This window comes from Geomonas limicola (genome assembly GCF_014193675.1).
GTDB lineage: Bacteria > Desulfobacterota > Desulfuromonadia > Geobacterales > Geobacteraceae > Geomonas > Geomonas limicola.
On the sequence record NZ_BLXZ01000002.1, the window covers coordinates 102,321 to 118,477 of the forward strand.

Sequence of the window (16,157 nt, forward strand, 5' to 3'; positions counted from 1 at the left end):
GCCGCCGCTTTCCGCTACCCTGTGCCAGACAGGTGGCGGCAAAAGGATACAAAAAAAGGCCGCTACGAGCGGCCGTTTTTTTGGTGTGTGGTGGGTTCAGGCGGCCCGTTAGGCCGCCTGTTTGTCCATCGCCCTCGACTTCACGAGCTCCATAGCTTCGCGCATGATGTCGGAGACGCTCTTCTTGGTGCTCAGCATGATCTGCTCAAGGGTCTCGCGCTCTGCGTCGCTGATCCTCATGGAAATGACGTTGTACCTCGGATTTTCTCTCATTCTGCCCATTTTGTTCACCCCTTAGGTTATGTGTGAAATGATGTGCTACACGCCCATAATATTGCTATATGCGTGCCAAGCACCCAAAATGGTTATGTGTCTACATAACTCTCTGTAATCCCACGCGATTTAAAAACAGCATTAATATTTTGTTATATTTCTCCGTATACAAAGTGCGCCACTTTTGGCACAGGCTTGCCAAATCTACCCAATTGTATCATTTTGACCTATCCGGGGCTGCCCTGTTCTGAAATTTACTCGTCGAACTCCTCCTCGCGGGCCCGAATGAACCTCCCTTTGAGCCCATGCTTGTCCAAAAGCCGGTAAAACGTGCGCCTGGGGATATTGGCAAGCTGTGCCGCTTTTGACACATTGCCTCCGGCGTCCGCTAAATAGCGTTGGATGAGCTTCTTCTCCACCCGCAGCACGTGGGGTTCCCGCTCCTTTTTAAAAGACCGCAGATCAATGGGTTCCTCCCCATCTTCGGCGTAGCTCTCGGCAAAAGAGAGCGGCAGGTTCCCCAGCTTTATCACGTCGTCGTGGGTCAAGACCGCCGCACGCTCGATGACGTTCTGCATCTCGCGGATGTTGCCCGGCCACGGGTACTTCACCATGGCGTTGACGGCACGCTCCTCGATCCCCTCGATGTTCTTGTTCAGCTTGTTGCGGGCCTTCTCCAGGAAGTGGTGTGCCAACTGGGGGATCGACTCCACGCGGCTTCTTAAGGGGGGCATCATGATGGAGAAGACGTTGAGCCGGTAGTAGAGATCCTCGCGGAACCACCCTTCGCGCACCCCGTCCTCGAGCGACTTGTTGGTGGCGGCGATCAGGCGCACATCGACGCGTTTGGCGACCGTGCCGCCTACCGGGCGCACCTCGCCCAGGTCCAGTACCCGCAAGAGTTCCCCCTGCAGCTTCGGGGTGATGTCGCCGATCTCGTCGAGGAAGATGGTGCCACCATCGGCCGCCTCGAAGAGACCCTTCTTGTCGGTGATCGCACCGGTGAACGACCCCTTCTTGTGGCCGAAGAGCTCGCTCTCCAGGAGCGAATCGGTGATGGTGGTGCAGTTCACCGTGACCAGCGGCTTGTCGTTGCGCTTCGAGTAGCGGTGGATGGCGCGCGCGGCGAGCTCCTTGCCGGTCCCCGATTCGCCGCGCACCAGCACCGTCGTAGGGGTCGGGCCGACCTGCTTGATCTGCTCGAGCACCTCGAGGGTCCTGCTGTCGCTCCCTACGATGAACTCGTCGCCGTACTCGCGGTCCAGCTCGCGCTTGGCCAGTTCGTACTTCTGGATCAGACGGCCGCGTTCCTCCTCGAGTTGCTGCAGGTTATGCGGCAGGCACATCTCCAGGTCGGCGAGCCCCTGGTAGACCGCCACCGCGTACTCGCGGCAGGTGCGGTAGCCACAGGTCCGGCAGTTGAGCTCGTCCTTCTGGGTGAACTTGTTGGTGGCCTGGAGGATCTTCTTGACATCGGCCCCCTTGGGGATGGGGAGCTTCGCATGCTTGCTCGAGAAGGTGCGTTGCAGCGACACCGGATTGGCATCCTGGTACTTGGGGGTGACCCGGTACGGGGTTTTCTTCCGGTAGTGGGAGATCACCAGGTTGCGCCGGGAGTACTCGGTGAGGTCGTCGTTGCGCCCCGGGCCGCCGATGCAGCCGTCGTAGCAAAAGCGCAGGTCGACCAGTTTCGGGCTGATCCGCCCGGCGGCAAGGTCTTTTACGATCCCCATGACGTTGACCTCACCCTCGGCGGTCACTACGTCGGTGTCCAGCGGATCCGCCTCGATGCCGAAGGCCTTGAAGGAACCCTGGGAGAGGGCGAATATGCGCCCCATGTTCGGCTCGCGGCCGTCAAACGGAACGTCGTCCAGCACACTGAGATCGATGGCCCGGGCCCGGAACATCGACTCGAGTTCCCGGTAGGTGAGCACCACGTCCACGGCCCCCTTGGTCTCCTCGGTCTGCACCTCGAACTTGCCGGCCATACAGGAGCTGATGTAGATCACCTTTACGTGGTTTCCCAGGACCTGCTTCACGAAGCGTCCCATGGCAAGCATGTGGGTGACTACCGGGACCAGGTTGTCGATCAGCTGCGGGTAGTGCCGCTCGACCAGGTCGACGACGGCCGGACAGTGCGACGAGATGAGCGGGAAGCTGGCCGAGCGGATCGCCTCGGCGTACTCGGGGCCGATGAGCTCGACGCCGCTCGCCCCTTCGTGCACCTCGGCAAATCCCAGCTGGTGCAGACCCGCCGCGAGCTGCCCCGGCGAGGCGTAGTGGAAAAATGCCGGGAACGAGCAGCCGAGCACCGCAACCACCGGAACCTCCGAGCCGAGCAGTTCCTCTGTCTTGGTGATGTTGTCGGCGATGACCTTGGCGTGCTGGGGGCAGGTGCTCAGACAGTTGCCGCAACCGATGCAGCGGTCGAAGATGATCTCGGTGTAGTTCTTCTCGACCTTGATCGCCTTGACCGGGCAGCTGCGCACGCATGAGTAGCACTTTCGGCACTGATCGGTGATGGTGACTATGGGGTACATGGCGCCTCGTGTAGGATTTTTGCGCCACTATAAACCATTCCCGAAAAGTGTGCAAGAAATGGCACAGCTCCTTGCAAAGGGAAACAGCCGATGCCATTTGGGGGGTGAACCAGGCTTGGGGTCCCAGGGCAGGAAACGCACTTTGGACAAAAAAAACCCTAGCGACTAGGAGGGCAAGTCAGCTAGGGGAAGGAGGATCCGACGATCCTCCGCAACTCTAAACTTTGATTTTATTATAGCCCCCACCCCCACACGCCGCAAGGTACTTATTTAGCGGCTTTTTTTCGTAGTCCCATGTCGGTATCGCGGCTACAGGGGCATAGGCTGCTGCACCGCCGAGAATTGCGCCTGCGCCCCGTGCTGTGCTATACCTCTGCTTAGTGGTGAATATACCGAGAAAGCGGCCTGGCTGCGGTCCTGCCGGTCCTCCTGGAGTCTCTTATGCGTACCTTTCGCGCCGCCGCGTGGCGGCTGCTGTTCATCGTAACCCTGGTCCTGGCCCCGTTGCTGGTCAAGGCGGCTGGGATCCCCAAACTGGCGGCCCCTCCGGTGGGCGAGCGCTGGTTCACCATCATCGTCGGCGGTGAGCGGGTCGGTTTCGCCCACCTGAGCATCGCCGAGGTACCCGACGGCTACCGGATCGACAGCGACGGCAGCGTCAAGATGCGGATCATGGCGGTTTCTCGCGAGGCCACCACCAAGGAGAGCTATCTGGTGGGACGGGATCTCGCCCTGCGCTCCTTCAGCGCCGAAAGCCGGATCGACGGCAGCCCTCTCTCGGTGCGCGGCGAACTGACCCCCAAGGGGATCAGGGTCATCACGGAATCAGGTGACGGCAAAAAGGAGCGCACCCTGAAAGCAAAGGGGCCGGTTTACCCCCCGCCGGTACTTAACTTCTACCCGCTCATCCAGGGAACCCCCACTGGCAAGACTCTTAAGCTCGCCATGCTGGACAGCGAGTCGGTAAAGGTGAAACAGGTAAAGGTCGAGGTGGTCGGCGTCGAGACCCTTCCCCCGCAGGGGACCTTGGTGCACCTGCGTAACGACCTGTATCCCGTGGTCGACAACGACATCTGGGTCGACCTGAAGGGGAACACTGTGAAAGAATCGGTACGCGACGACCTGGTGCTGACCATCGCAGAGCAAGAAACGACCGCCAAGGCAGCCTTGGCCGAGGCGGCTCTGGCCAAAGGCGACCTGGCCCTCGATTTCAGCCTGGTGAAGCTGAACCCGCCGCTGGAGCGCCCCACGCAGCTGAAAAAGCTGGTGCTCGACCTCACCGGAATCCCGGCCGGCTTTCCGCTTTTGCAGGGGAGCGGGCAACAGGTGAACCGTCTGGACGGCGGCACGGTCCGCTTCCTCCTCCCCAATCCGGCGCTCCAGGCAGCGTCTGCCGAGCCACCCGGGGCGGCCGACCTGGAACCGGGCCAACGCATCCCCAGCGACAACCCGAAGATCGCAGCCCTGAAAAACGAAATCCTCAGTTCCCAGAAGGATCCGGCCCAGGCCGTGCGGCTCCTGGTTCAGTGGGTCGCCCGCGAGATCAAGCCTGCCGTGACCGACAACCAGTCACCGGTCGAAACCCTCACCTCCCGGGCCGGCAACTGCCAGACCCACACCAGGCTCTACACCGCGCTGGCGAGGAGCGCCGGCATCCCGACCCGCTTCGTTTCCGGGTTGGTCTACGCCGACGGTAAGGGATTTCTCTACCACGCCTGGGCCGAGAGCTACCTGAACGGCACCTGGGTCCCCGTCGACCCGACCTTCGGCGAGGTTCCCGCCAACCTTACCCACCTGAAACTGGTGCAGGGCGACAGCAACGACGACCTGGCCCTCTTGGCAGGGGTGATCGGCAGGGTCAAGGCCAAGGTCGTGGAGCTGGCTTACTAGCCGGTTGGTATGGCAATAACGAGGTCCCGTCTTTCTGGCGGGACCTTTTTTTGCGTCCACGCCTTGGAAGAGTAAGCCCCTAGTTGAGGTGCAGCAGCGGATAGCGCTCCAACTCTTCCCGGGTCCACAGCGAAAGTCCCGCCCGCGGGCCGACCGTCTCCAGGGCGACGATGACGTCCGGATCTTCGAAGCTGATCTCACCCTCGTTGCCCGCCATCTGCAGCCCCTCGAGCAGGTAGGTGTCCAGAAAACGCTCCTCGTCCAGACTGGAGAGCTTTCCCTTGAAGCCACGCCGGTGCATGCGCAGATGGAAGCTGCGCCCCCCCAGTTCGGGAAGCCAGCGATTGACCGCGCGGCGCGCCTTCCCCTCGAAATCCGCCGCACTCTGGAAGGAAAAGGTTTCGAACACCGGCATGACCCGTGCCAGCGGAGCCAAGGCCTCGGGGTCACGCAGGGCCTCACGACGCAGCGTTTCCAGCAGCTGCCGGGGTTCCTCCTGGTGCATGAGCAGGATGTTGAAGTAGTCGGTGCGATCGACGTTGCCGTAGTGCTCCAGAAGCTTGCGCGCCGGATTGAACCCACCCTCGTTGACGGTGATCACCACGTTCCAGTCGTGCATCGCCTCCTCCTCCCAGCCAACGGCACAACCGCTGTCCGAAATTCCGGAATCACATTAACGGGCCCCAAGAAACTCGCAAAGTCTAACATGGCATCGAAAACTGTCAAAGCTGCCGAGACTTTTCTGGTTGGAAGACGGGCAAGTGCCAATGAATAAGCGGGATGTGGAGCTTTCGGGGGATAAACGAAGGAGAGGGAGTGGGGGAAGGTGTACGGGAGAGGAGACAGTTGGTGCGCGTTACCAGGGATTTCCGAAAGAAGGGGCGAGGGCCTGGAGAGGGGGCCCTAGCGTCCCATGGTCTCCACGATCTCGCGGCGGGCTTCACCGATGGTGAGCGGAATGCGGGAGAAGGGAACCCCCTCCTCGTGTTTCAGCTTGTAGATCAGTTCGGCTATGTGCGGCAGACGCAACTTCACCTGCTGCAGTTCTTCGGGGGCGGTGAAGACCTCTTCCGGGGTTCCGCCACGCACCAGGCGGCCGCGGCTTAGGATATGGAGCCGGTGCAGGAAGATGGGGACCAGGTCCACGCTGTGGGTGGCCATGACGATGGTAACACCCTGTTCGCGGTTGAGCCGGGTCAAGAGCTCCATCATCCGGTACTCGCCCATGGGATCGAGCCCCGCCGTCGGCTCGTCCAGCAAGAGGATCTCGTGCCCCATGGCGAGGAGCCCGGCGATGCAGACCCGCTTCTTCTGGCCGTAGCTCAGGTTGTGAATCCCCTTGCTGGCGAACTCTGCCATGTCGACGCTGGCCAGGGCCGCCAGTACCCGCTCGCGCACCTCCGGTTCGGCGCACCCCATGTTGCGCGGCCCGAACGCGGTGTCCTCGAAGACCGTGGTGGCAAAGAGCTGATCGTCGGGGTTTTGGAAGACCAGGCCCACCTTGCGGTAGATGTCGCGCGGGTGCAGGCGGGTCACGTTCTCACCGTCCAGGAGCACCTCGCCCCGGTACCCCTTGATGAGGCCGTCCATGATCTTGAGCAGGGTGGTTTTCCCCGAACCGTTGGAGCCGAGGATCCCGGTAAACTCGCCACGCGCCACCTCGAGGTGCAAGTCGGCGAGCGCAACGGTGCCGTCGGCGTAGGTGTACTGCTCGAGGTTGACGGAAATCCTGACCGGGTTCACGAAGGTTCCTTAAAGGGCGGCAGCGCGCGCCGTCAGATGAAGCGGATGAGCGCCAGGGAGCTCACGAAGATGAGCGAGCAAAAGACCTCGCGCGCCACGAAAGGCTTATGCAAGAGCATCGGCATCTGGCCGTCATAGCCGCGCTGTACCATGGCGGTGGTGACGCTCTGGCTGTTGTCGAAGGCCTTGATGACCAGCACGCCGGCAAGCGTGCCGAACGAGCTCAGGCCGCGCCGGTAGCCGACGTAGCCAAGCCGGTTGCGCTGGGCATGGTAGACCACCTGGGCGTCCTCCAGAAGCAGGAACAGGTAGCGCCAGGCGAAGAGTGCTACGTCGATGAGCGCCTGGGGGACCCGCAGCCAGGAGAGCGCCGCCATCAGTTCCGTGAAGGGGGTCGAGAAGCCGACCACGGCCAGGACAGTGACCCCGCCGGCGATCCGGCCGACGATCTGCAGCCCCTCCCACAGCCCGTCCCGGTGCCCCACCAGCTCGATGCCGGCGACGCGCCAGGTAAAGAGCGCGACGCTGCCGGCGCAGAAGAGCTTGAGCACCAGGACCGTGACGGCGATGAAGGCGGGTTCCGAGAAGCGCAACGCCAGGGTTTTCAGAGTAACTCCGAGGTTCAGGCAAAGGACCAGCGACACCACCGTCACCAGGAGAGGAAAGCCGATTCCCTGTGAGCTGATCACCAGCCCCAGAAGCGCGAACGCGCTCAACAGCTTGATCCGCGGATCGAGGCTGCTGACCCAGTGGGAAGGATCGAAGTTCTGTCGGCTGAGGTGATGGTGCATGGTAACGGTTCCTCGAGGTGGTACGGTCCCCAAGCAGCAGGCCGTCGGGCACAGTAGCAGAAGAGTGCGGCAAACTCAACCCTTGAGGCCACTTGCTCTCCAGCGACGGTCGGGGGCGAATCATCATCCCCCTCCCCGTCTCCCCGTCTTCCCGGCGCTACGCCTTTTTTTTCACCAGCTCGCGCCAGTAGTAACCGGCGGCAAAGCCTCCCAGGGCACCGGCCACCAGGAAGGCGAAGAGCAGCAGGTCGCCTGAGCCGGGATCGATAACCGGAGAAACGGCTTGGCGTCCGTGCTCCTTGGCGATTTTCTCCACCACCGCTTCGTCAACGCCGTTCCACGACTTCGGGGCGAGGTTTAAATGGCCCACCGCGAAATAAAAGGTCGGCAAGGTGACGAGGTGAACCAGCACCATCTTCCAGGCGCAATTCTTAACCATGATCGGGCACCTCCTGCTCGGTGATCACTTTCATCCTGACCAGGAGATCCGGACGTTTCTTGTACAAAAGCTGCACCATCCCGGCGGTGATCACCCCCTCCAGGATGCCGAGCGGCAGTTGGGTCGGGATGAACGCGATGACAACCTTGGTGAACAGTGGCAGGAACGGCGCGTTGCCCCGAATGCCGGCGGCAAGGATCAGCGAGGTGGTGGCATAGGTTCCCCAGTCGGCAAGTACGCCGGCCACGAAGCCGGCGACGCCGAGGCCCGCGCCCATGCGCCGCAGCGCCTTGAAGGCGAACCAGCCGAGAAACGAGCCGACCACTCCCATGGAGAAGACGTTGGCTCCCAGGGTGGAGAGACCGCCATGTGCCAGGAAGAGGGCCTGGATCAAGAGGGCCACCGCGGAGATGAGGACGCTTGCCAGGGGACCGACCAGGATGGCGGCGACCCCGGTGCCGCAGGGGTGCGAGCAGGTCCCGGCGGTCGGCACGGGAATCGGCATGCAGGAGATGATGAAGACGACCGCCGCCAGAAGCCCCACCAGCGGCTTGAGCGAGAGGTCGTCACGGCTGAGGGCGTTCAACTGCCGCACCCCCAGGGCCACAAAGGGAAGCACCAGGACGGACCAGAACACTGCCCAGTTGAAGGGGAGGATCCCCTCCGAGATGTGCATGGCGAAGGCCGGGGTGGCGGAACAGAGCGCGATGATCGTGAGGCAGGCAGTTCTGCCCATGTGAAGCCCCCGTACGAAGTTTTTCACAGTTTGTCGCCGCAGAGGTACCCGGCGAAGAGCTTTCCGGCGCCGCGCGAGGCGCAGAAGTCACCGCACATGGTACAGGTCTGCTCGTCCTCGGGGACGCGGCTCTTCCTGATGGCCGCGGCGTCCTCGGGGTAGAGGGCGAGCTCGAACTGGCGCTGCCAGTCAAGGTCACGGCGCGCCTTGCTCATCGCTTTGTCCCGTTCGCGCCCCTTTTCGGGGTACTTGTTCATGTCGCCGATGTAGGCGGCGATCTTCGCGGCCTTCACCCCGGTACGCACGTCCTCTTCATTGGGCAGCGCCAGGTGCTCGGCGGGGGTGATGTAGCAGATCAGGTCCGCACCAAAGCGGGAGGACTGCGCGGCACCGATCGCCGCGGTGATGTGGTCGAAGCCGGGCGCCACGTCGGTGGAGATCGGCCCCAGCATGTAGTACGGGGCGCCACCGCTCATCCGTTTCTGCAGCTTGATGTTCCCCTCGACCTCGTCGAGCGGCACGTGCCCCGGCCCTTCCACCAGCATCTGGCACCCCATCTCGCGCCCGATCTCGGCAAGTTCGCAGTTGATCAAGAGCTCCTGGATCTGGGCGCGGTCGCTCGAGTCGTGGATCGCACCGGCGCGCAGTCCGTTACCCAGCGAGAGCACCGTGTCGTAGCGCTTGAGGATCTCCACCACCCGGTCGAACTTCTCGTAGAGCGGGTTCTCGCGGTTGTTGGCGAGCATCCAGGCGGCCATGCTGACGCCCCCCTTGGAGACCAGGCCACCGTAGCGGTACCCCTGTTTCTTCAAGCGCTCCAGGGTGTAGAGGTTGATGCCGCAGTGCACGGCCATGAAGGACATGCCGTCGGCGCACTGGCGCTCGATCAGTTCAAAGAGGAGCTCCTCGTCGAGCTTGTTGGGGTCGCCGTAGCGCCGCGCCGCCTCGCAGAAGGCCTGGTAGAGCGGCACGTTCCCCACGGGAAGATCCACCGCGGCGATCACCTCGCGGCGCACCCGGTCCAGGTCGCCTCCCACCGAGAGTTCCATGAGGGTGTCCGCCCCCGACTCCTTGGCCGCCCGCGCCTTAGCCACCTCGGCCTGGTAATCGACGATGTCCGAGGAGGTGCCGATGGAGGCGTTCACCTTGGTGCGCAGCCCGGCGCCGATCCCTGCCACGCGGGGCTTGCTGATCCTGTTCCAGGGGATGACGATGCGCCCCAGTGCCACCTGTTCCCTGACGTACTCGCAGCTCACCCCTTCGTCGGCGGCCACCGCCGCCATCTGCGGGGTAACGATCCCCTCACGTGCCTGTTCCAGCTGTGTCTTCAAGAAGCTGCTCCTGTTTTAAATTCCCTGCAGTGCCGCAGAAAGTTGCCGGCGAGTTCGGGTGAACTGCCGAAGTGAAGATGGATATAGGAGGCAAGGCAGTTCCGGTGGCGAAATCCTTCCAGACCCAGCGGCTCGCCCTTGCGGCTCACCCGGTAAACCCGCTCGACCCCCTGCGGCATCGGCTCCATCTCGGAATAGTGGAATTCGTGTCCCCGTGCCCGGGCTCCCGCGGGTCCCAGGAAGGTGTCGCAGGCAAGCTCCACGTCGCGGTAGCCGAGTGCCTTCCGTTTCGGAAGCATCCGGGTCCCTACCGGGAAGATCCCCACCAGGGGGTGCGTTTCACCGGCAACCTCGACCCCGTTAGTGAGGTAGATGAAGCCGCCGCACTCCGCGTAGACAGGGAGTCCCGCCTCGATACCCTCGAAAAGCGCGGTCTTCAGCGCAGTGTTGGCGGCGAGCTTTTCGGCGAAGAGCTCCGGGTAGCCCCCCGGAAGGTACACCCCTGCCGTCCCCTCGGGGAGCCGCGCGTCGGCTAGCGGGGAAAAAAAGCAGATCTCGGCACCCGCCTCGGCAAGCAAGCGCAGGTTGTCGGGATAGCAGAAGCAAAAGGCGGCATCGCGGGCGACGGCGATCCGCAGCGCCCCTGCCGCGGCAGGGGTTACCGATGAGCTTGCCGCAGCAGGTGTCGCTGCCTCGGCCAATTCGAGGATCCCCTCCAGGTCCAGCCGCTTTTCCACGACCGCGCACAGGTGATCCAGAAACTCTTCCGAGAGCGGGTTCTCCTCCGCAGTGGTGAGCCCCAGGTGCCGCGATGGGATCGCCAGCCGGGGGTCCTTGGGGAGGCAGCCCAGCACCGCGACGTCCGGGCAGCTCGCCGCCAGCGCCTCGCGCAGGATTCGCTCGTGGTTGGAGCTGCCGACGTTGTTGAAGATGACCCCGGCGACCCGCAGGCTGGGATCGAAGCTGGCAAAGCCGTGCACCAGGGCCGCGGCGCTACGCGCCTGGCTGCGGGCGTCAACCACCAGCAGCACCGGGGCTCCGATCAGTTTGGCGACCTCCGCCGTGCTCCCCGCCTCCGATACCCCGTCGCTGCCGTCGAAAAGCCCCATCACCCCTTCCACGATGGCAAGGTCCGCCCCCGCGCTGTGCCGGGAGAAGGTGTCGCGAACGAAGTCGTGCCCGCACATCCAGCCGTCCAGGTTCACCGAGGGGCGCCCGGTCACCAACCGGTGGTAGCCCGGATCGATGAAGTCGGGGCCGACCTTGAAGGGTGCGACGGCCAGGCCGCGCCGGGTCAGGGCGTGCATGAGGCCCAGGGTCAGGGTGGTCTTCCCGGAGCCGCTGTGCGGAGCTGCGATGACGATCGTTTTCATGGGGACCTGGCGGCCTAGCCGTTTATGAGCTGGACGACGCGATTACCGTCGGCGTAGTAGTCGATGATGTTCAGGCTGCAGTACTTCTGGTCGATGGAGAACATCGAGGAGAGCGGCGCGCCGATGGCCTCGAGGAGGACGAGCCGGTTCACTCCGCCGTGTGCCACAACGAGGATCTCCTCGCCACGGTGCCGCTCGACCAGTTGCGAGAGGACCGGCAGCACGCGGCCAGCCAGATCGGTCAGGCTCTCGCCTCCCGGCGCCCGGAAATTCACCACGTCGGCCAGCCGGGCTGCCCACTCCTCGGGACGCTGCTTTTGCACCTCGCTGAGCGTCAGCCCTTCCCAGGCCCCGCAGTTCAGCTCGCGCAGCCCGGGGAGCGCCACCGGTGCCACCCCCAGGTGGGCCCCGAGGATCTCGCCGCCGCGCCTGGTGCGGGTCAGGTCGCTGGTGTAGAGGGCCGTGATGCGCCCGGGCTCCAGGCGCGGCTTGAGGCCGTGGTACTGCTCGACGCCGCGCGGGGTGAGGGGCACGTCGTAGTGGCCGTTGTAGCACTGCCGCTCGACTTCGCCGTGCCGGATCAGGTGGATACGGGTTTTCGGGGTCATCTGCACTCCTAGAGAAAGGCCTGCCAGCCGCGGTTGACGAGTGCCACCAGGACGATGAGGCTCAGGATTTCGTTCAGTTCGCTGGCGCAGCCAATCAGGTCGCCGGTCACCCCGCCCAGCCGGTTGTGGGCCCAGACCTTGAACCGCCAGGTGAAAAGGTAGAGTGCCAGGGTGCAGTACAGCCCGTTCATGCCCAGCAACAGGTAGGCGGCGACCAGGGTCATGGAGTAGGCAATCAGAAACTGCGGCAGTCCCGCACCGCCGATGAAGGCGGCGCCGAGTCCGTCTCTCCTCGCCCGGGTCGCCCCGACGGTCATCTGCACCTGTGCGAAGCGGGCCAAGAGCGGAAAGAACAGGAGCACCGAGCGCTTGGAGGGGGCCGGCACCGCCAGAAGTGCCTGGTACTTGAGCCCCAGGGCGAGCACGAGTCCGACCGCTCCCACCGCGCCGACCCGGGAGTCCTTCATCACCTCGAGAAAACGCTCCCGGGAGCCCCGGGCCGCCAGGCCGTCGCAGACGTCGGCAAGCCCGTCCAGGTGCAGGGCGCCGGTGACCCCGGCCAACAGGACGACCAGGATAAGGTCCACCAGGGCACGCGGCACAAGCGGCGAAAGCAGGCAATCGGCCCCGGCCAAAAGCGCCCCCAGGGCCAGCCCCACCAGCGGGAACAGGCTCATGGAACGCCCCAGGTCATCCTCCTCGCAACGCACCGTCAGGGGGAGCGGGATGATGGTGAGGAACTGGAAGGCGATCAGGAACAGTCGCATGTGGGTGCCCCTCCGGTCCGCAGACTACCCTTCCGAAACGCCGGCCTCGGCGAAGGTTGCCATTTCGTTGAGGATCTTGAGTCCCGCATCGATGAGCCCCATGGCGAGTGCCGCGCCGGTCCCCTCGCCCAGGCGGAACTTCAGGTCCAGAAGGGGGGTTGCGCCGATGCGCTCCAGCATCATCTGGTGGCCGATCTCGACCGAGGTGTGGGCGGCGAAGAGGTACTCGCGTACGCAGGGGTGCATCTCGCAGGCGATCAGGGCACCCGCGGTGGAGATGAAGCCGTCCACCACGACCGGCAGTCGGTTGGCCGCGGCGCCCAGCACCAGCCCCGCGATACCGGCGATCTCCAGCCCCCCCACCTTGGTGAGTACGTCGAGGGGATCGTTGGGATCCGGGCGGTTCAGCTCGAGCCCCGCCTCGATGACCTTGATCTTGTGCTCCAGTGCGCTGTCGTTGATGCCGGTGCCGCGGTGGGTCACCTCGCGCACCGAGCAACGGGAGAGCGCCGCGATGATCGCCGAGGAGGGGGAGGTGTTGCCGATCCCCATCTCGCCGGTGCCGACCATGGTGACCCCTTCTGCCTTCGCCTTGGCGGCGAGCTCGATACCGACCTCGAGCGCGGCCACGGCCTCCTCGCGGGTCATGGCGCTACCCTTGGCGAAGTTGCGGGTCCCCTTGGCGATCTTCTTGATGATGAGCCCCGGTGCCGGGTCGAAGTCGTAGTCGACCCCCACGTCCACCACCCGCACCTCGGCACCCGAGTGGCGCGCCAGCACGTTCACCCCGGCGCCGCCGCGCAGGAAGTTGAGCACCATCTGGGGGGTGACCTCCTTGGGGAACGCCGAGACACCTTCCTCGACGATGCCGTGGTCACCGGCGAAGGTGAAGATGACCTTCTTGCCCACCTGCGGGCTCAGGTTTCCGGTGATGGCGGCAAAGCGTCGCGCCACCTCTTCCAGGGTGCCCAGCGAGCCGAGCGGCTTGGTCTTGTTGTCGAGCTTCGCCTGGGCCTGGGCGAGAAGGGTTTCATCGACGGGGGAGATGGCGGCGAGGGTGCGGGTGAGCAGTTCCATGGGGGTTGGGGTCTCCTTTTTTCATCGGTTCGATCGGTCGGGTCGGGCCGATCAATTTTGGTTTGTCGGCAGTGCCAGCGCTATTTCAGCTTCAGCGGCAGCCCGGAAATGGTGACGTACACCTCATCCGCCGCGGCGGCCATGAGCTGGTTCGCCTCGCCGGCCAAGTCGCGGTAGGCGCGGGAGACCGGGTGTTCGGGGACGATCCCCATGCCGACCTCGCTGGTCACGATGACCAGCGGCGTCTGCCAGCCGGCGCAGCGCCCGGTGAACTCGCGCACCCGCTCGAGCGCCTCCGCGGCGCCGCCGGGGGAGCTGAACATCAGGTTGGCAAGCCACAGGGTCACGCAGTCGAGCAGGACCACGCTGTAGCTGCCGTCGACCCGGCTCAGCGTCTCGGCCACGGCGACCGGCTCCTCGACGGTCACCCACTCGCTGCCGCGCCGGCCGCGGTGCCTCTCGATACGTTCGGCCATCTCGGCGTCACCCGCCTGGCCGGTCGCCAGGTAGCCGCGCGGCCCGGGATAAGCTTCGGCCAGTTGCTCCGCGAAACGGCTCTTGCCGCTGCGCGTCCCCCCCGTCACCAGGGTCACCTTGGACATGAAAAAACCCCCCTTCCGACGGAAGGGGGGTCTGGTAAAAATCGTTAAACGGCACGATGTCAGCGAGAGCCCCTCTGCCACGGAGGTTGCGTTCTGCGGTCATCCGGGCAGGTTTCCTGACTTACGGGTCCACTTACTCACCGCGCCTTCCCGATACTCTCAGTGGCATTGTTGCGGCTTTCATCACCGTTCACAGTTGCGGGACAGCGAGGGATTTGCACCCTCTTCCCTTTTAACCCCTCTCGGGGCACCTGGACGAGCTTTTATTGTGACTGACCTTGTAACAGAGGGGTGAGTCAAAGTCAATCGCTAAGGCTTTGTGGAGTCCGCCGAAGGCTCCTCCTGAGCATCGGCACCCGGCTCGCCGACCGGCGGGAGCGCCGCCTGTGCCAGTACCATATCGATCCTTTTCCAAATACCCTCTTTACCTTCTTTGGAAAGTGCCGAAAAGTAGTTCAGGTCCTCTTTAACAAGCCCCATGCGCTGCATGATAATCGCGCTCTGCTTGGCACGCTCGTTCTTGGAGACCTTGTCGCACTTGGTCACCACGATGATGGGCGGGATGCTGAAGGCCCGCAACCACTCGAGCATCTGCAGGTCCTCGTCGACCGGGACCCGGCGGATGTCCAGGATCAGCACCACGCCTGCCAGGTTCTTGCGCGTGGAGAGGTAGGTCTCCATCATGGGACGCCAGTTGCGCTTCACATCCAGCGGCACCTTGGCGTAGCCGTAGCCGGGGAGGTCGACCAGCATGAAGTCCTGGTTTACCTGGAAGAAGTTGATGAGCTGGGTACGCCCGGGGGTCGAACTGGTACGCACCAGGTTCTTCCGGTTCACCAGCACGTTGATCAGGCTCGATTTCCCCACGTTGGAGCGCCCGGCAAAGGCGATCTCCGGCAGGTCGCCCTCCGGGTAGTGGGCGGGCTTGGTGCCACTTTTAATGAATTCAGTTGTTTTTACGATCACTCAGGGAACCTTCTCTTTAATTTTCGGCCAGTATAGCCCGCGGGCCCGGTCGGTTCAATCATTAAATCCCCTATTCGCAGGGGCAAACCGTGTGCTATAGTACAGGGCGTTCAACGCCGACTCACACTCAAGGATGATCCAGGTATGAACAAAGAACTCGAAAACGCCATCATGAGGGCTGCCGATCTGCCGACCATCCCGGTCGTGGCGATCAAGGTGATGCAGTTGATCGAAAGCGAGTCGGCGACCGCGGACGAGCTGGCCAAGATCGTGGCCTCGGACCCGGCGGTCGCCGCGCGGGTACTCAAGATCTCCAATTCGTCCTTCTACGGCTGCCAGCGCCAGATCCAGACCTTGTCCAGCGCCATCGTGGTGCTCGGCTTCAGCACCCTACGCAGCCTGGTGGTCGCCGCCTCGGTGAAGCAGGTCTACCGTCCCTACGGGCTCACCGAGAAGATGCTCTGGGAGCACTCCTTTGCCGCGGGACTCGCCGCCAGGATCATCGCCGGCCAGACCCGCGCCGTCAACGAGGAGGAGGCCTTCCTCGCCGGCCTGTTCCACGACATCGGCAAGATCATCATGAACACCCTGGACCGCAACAAGTTCCACGAGGTCATGCAGCACTGCTACAACGAGGGGAGATCCTTCCCGGAGGCCGAGAAGGGGGTGTTCGCCTTCGGCCATGACGAGGTGGGTGCCTACGTGGTCAAGAAGTGGAATATGCCGGATACCCTCTCGCTGGCGATCCTGCAGCACCACCGGATGGACTTCGGCATCGAGGATCCGCCGGGACTGGTTACCCTGACGGCGGTCGCCTCGCTGGCCGACCAGTTCTGCCTGAAACTGGGGATCGGGGCCCGCGCCCCCAAGGAGGACCTGGACATCGCCGGTTCCAAGGCCGGCCGCCTCTTGAGGCTCCCGGCAGACCGGATCAACGCCCTGCTGGAGACCTTCGGCACCGCCTTCGAGACCGATCGCGCACTCTTCATGAGCTGACCGCCCCGCCCAGCAGCAAGCGGTC

Annotated in this window: 15 protein-coding genes, 1 pseudogene and 1 riboswitch; of the genes and pseudogenes, 2 read left to right on the forward strand and 14 right to left on the reverse strand. The window is 63.8% G+C overall.

The features are described from left to right. Positions 1–108 precede the first annotated feature (108 nt). A complete protein-coding gene (locus tag H7688_RS04265) occupies positions 109–282 on the reverse strand; it encodes a ribbon-helix-helix protein, CopG family (RefSeq protein ID WP_183353411.1) in 174 nt (57 codons plus the stop codon). Positions 283–527: 245 nt separating this feature from the next. Continuing rightward, on the reverse strand, positions 528–2,813 hold the full coding sequence (locus H7688_RS04270; RefSeq protein WP_183359830.1) for a sigma 54-interacting transcriptional regulator: 2,286 nt from the start codon (positions 2,811–2,813) through the stop codon (positions 528–530). A gap of 441 nt (positions 2,814–3,254) precedes the next feature. Between H7688_RS04270 and H7688_RS04275 the strand changes: the two genes are divergently transcribed. After that, complete coding sequence (locus H7688_RS04275; protein WP_183359831.1) at positions 3,255–4,703, forward strand: transglutaminase-like domain-containing protein; 1,449 nt, start codon at positions 3,255–3,257, stop codon at positions 4,701–4,703. Positions 4,704–4,782: 79 nt separating this feature from the next. Here H7688_RS04275 and H7688_RS04280 read toward each other — a convergent pair whose 3' ends face one another. The 12 genes and pseudogenes from H7688_RS04280 to yihA all read right to left on the reverse strand — a co-directional run bounded on the left by H7688_RS04280 (position 4,783) and on the right by yihA (position 15,136). Continuing rightward, positions 4,783–5,322 carry a THUMP domain-containing protein gene (locus H7688_RS04280; protein WP_183359832.1) on the reverse strand — a complete coding sequence of 180 codons (540 nt, stop codon included), beginning with the start codon at positions 5,320–5,322 and terminating at the stop codon, positions 4,783–4,785. Positions 5,323–5,606: 284 nt separating this feature from the next. Then, a complete protein-coding gene (locus tag H7688_RS04285) occupies positions 5,607–6,446 on the reverse strand; it encodes an energy-coupling factor ABC transporter ATP-binding protein (RefSeq protein WP_183359833.1) in 840 nt (279 codons plus the stop codon). A 32-nt stretch (positions 6,447–6,478) separates the two neighbouring features. Then, the gene (gene cbiQ, locus H7688_RS04290; protein ID WP_183359834.1) at positions 6,479–7,237 is read right to left on the reverse strand and encodes a cobalt ECF transporter T component CbiQ; all 759 of its coding nucleotides are present in this window, start codon (positions 7,235–7,237) and stop codon (positions 6,479–6,481) included. 157 nt (positions 7,238–7,394) lie between these two features. Next, positions 7,395–7,580: pseudogene (locus tag H7688_RS04295) on the reverse strand (cobalt ABC transporter permease); the annotation flags it as partial. Positions 7,581–7,668: 88 nt separating this feature from the next. Then, the gene (locus H7688_RS04300; RefSeq protein ID WP_183359836.1) at positions 7,669–8,412 is read right to left on the reverse strand and encodes an energy-coupling factor ABC transporter permease; all 744 of its coding nucleotides are present in this window, start codon (positions 8,410–8,412) and stop codon (positions 7,669–7,671) included. Positions 8,413–8,435: 23 nt separating this feature from the next. Next, entirely contained in the window at positions 8,436–9,743 is a 1,308-nt protein-coding gene (gene thiC / locus H7688_RS04305; protein WP_183359837.1) for a phosphomethylpyrimidine synthase ThiC, read from the reverse strand. Continuing rightward, positions 9,740–11,116: a cobyrinic acid a,c-diamide synthase CobB gene (locus tag H7688_RS04310; RefSeq protein WP_183359838.1), complete on the reverse strand. Its 1,377-nt coding sequence runs from the start codon at positions 11,114–11,116 to the stop codon at positions 9,740–9,742. The genes thiC and H7688_RS04310 overlap by 4 nt, the downstream gene beginning before the upstream one ends. Before the next feature lie 14 nt (positions 11,117–11,130). Further along, on the reverse strand, positions 11,131–11,724 hold the full coding sequence (locus tag H7688_RS04315; protein ID WP_183359839.1) for a histidine phosphatase family protein: 594 nt from the start codon (positions 11,722–11,724) through the stop codon (positions 11,131–11,133). Between the two features lie 8 nt (positions 11,725–11,732). Continuing rightward, positions 11,733–12,491, reverse strand: coding sequence for an adenosylcobinamide-GDP ribazoletransferase (gene cobS, locus H7688_RS04320; RefSeq protein ID WP_183359840.1), 759 nt, complete (start codon positions 12,489–12,491; stop codon positions 11,733–11,735). A 24-nt stretch (positions 12,492–12,515) separates the two neighbouring features. Continuing rightward, the gene (gene cobT / locus H7688_RS04325; protein ID WP_183359841.1) at positions 12,516–13,568 is read right to left on the reverse strand and encodes a nicotinate-nucleotide--dimethylbenzimidazole phosphoribosyltransferase; all 1,053 of its coding nucleotides are present in this window, start codon (positions 13,566–13,568) and stop codon (positions 12,516–12,518) included. Between the two features lie 80 nt (positions 13,569–13,648). Continuing rightward, on the reverse strand, positions 13,649–14,170 hold the full coding sequence (gene cobU, locus H7688_RS04330) for a bifunctional adenosylcobinamide kinase/adenosylcobinamide-phosphate guanylyltransferase (RefSeq protein ID WP_183359842.1): 522 nt from the start codon (positions 14,168–14,170) through the stop codon (positions 13,649–13,651). Positions 14,171–14,259: 89 nt separating this feature from the next. Continuing rightward, positions 14,260–14,440: riboswitch (cobalamin riboswitch) on the reverse strand. Positions 14,441–14,479: 39 nt separating this feature from the next. Continuing rightward, a complete protein-coding gene (gene yihA / locus H7688_RS04335) occupies positions 14,480–15,136 on the reverse strand; it encodes a ribosome biogenesis GTP-binding protein YihA/YsxC (RefSeq protein ID WP_183359843.1) in 657 nt (218 codons plus the stop codon). Positions 15,137–15,280: 144 nt separating this feature from the next. On the opposite strand from yihA, the gene H7688_RS04340 reads away from it, so the two are divergent. Next, entirely contained in the window at positions 15,281–16,132 is an 852-nt protein-coding gene (locus tag H7688_RS04340) for an HDOD domain-containing protein (protein ID WP_183359844.1), read from the forward strand. The last annotated feature ends 25 nt before the right edge of the window (positions 16,133–16,157 follow it).

Coding starts and splice junctions, on each gene's coding strand:
- cobU (WP_183359842.1), bottom strand. CDS start 14,170: ATGTCCAAGGTGACCCTGGTGACGGGGGGGACGCGCAGCGGCAAGAGC.
- H7688_RS04310 (WP_183359838.1), bottom strand. CDS start 11,116: ATGAAAACGATCGTCATCGCAGCTCCGCACAGCGGCTCCGGGAAGACC.
- H7688_RS04280 (WP_183359832.1), bottom strand. CDS start 5,322: ATGCACGACTGGAACGTGGTGATCACCGTCAACGAGGGTGGGTTCAAT.
- H7688_RS04300 (WP_183359836.1), bottom strand. CDS start 8,412: ATGGGCAGAACTGCCTGCCTCACGATCATCGCGCTCTGTTCCGCCACC.
- H7688_RS04340 (WP_183359844.1), top strand. CDS start 15,281: ATGAACAAAGAACTCGAAAACGCCATCATGAGGGCTGCCGATCTGCCG.
- cbiQ (WP_183359834.1), bottom strand. CDS start 7,237: ATGCACCATCACCTCAGCCGACAGAACTTCGATCCTTCCCACTGGGTC.
- cobS (WP_183359840.1), bottom strand. CDS start 12,491: ATGCGACTGTTCCTGATCGCCTTCCAGTTCCTCACCATCATCCCGCTC.
- H7688_RS04275 (WP_183359831.1), top strand. CDS start 3,255: ATGCGTACCTTTCGCGCCGCCGCGTGGCGGCTGCTGTTCATCGTAACC.
- H7688_RS04315 (WP_183359839.1), bottom strand. CDS start 11,724: ATGACCCCGAAAACCCGTATCCACCTGATCCGGCACGGCGAAGTCGAG.
- H7688_RS04265 (WP_183353411.1), bottom strand. CDS start 282: ATGGGCAGAATGAGAGAAAATCCGAGGTACAACGTCATTTCCATGAGG.
- cobT (WP_183359841.1), bottom strand. CDS start 13,568: ATGGAACTGCTCACCCGCACCCTCGCCGCCATCTCCCCCGTCGATGAA.
- H7688_RS04270 (WP_183359830.1), bottom strand. CDS start 2,813: ATGTACCCCATAGTCACCATCACCGATCAGTGCCGAAAGTGCTACTCA.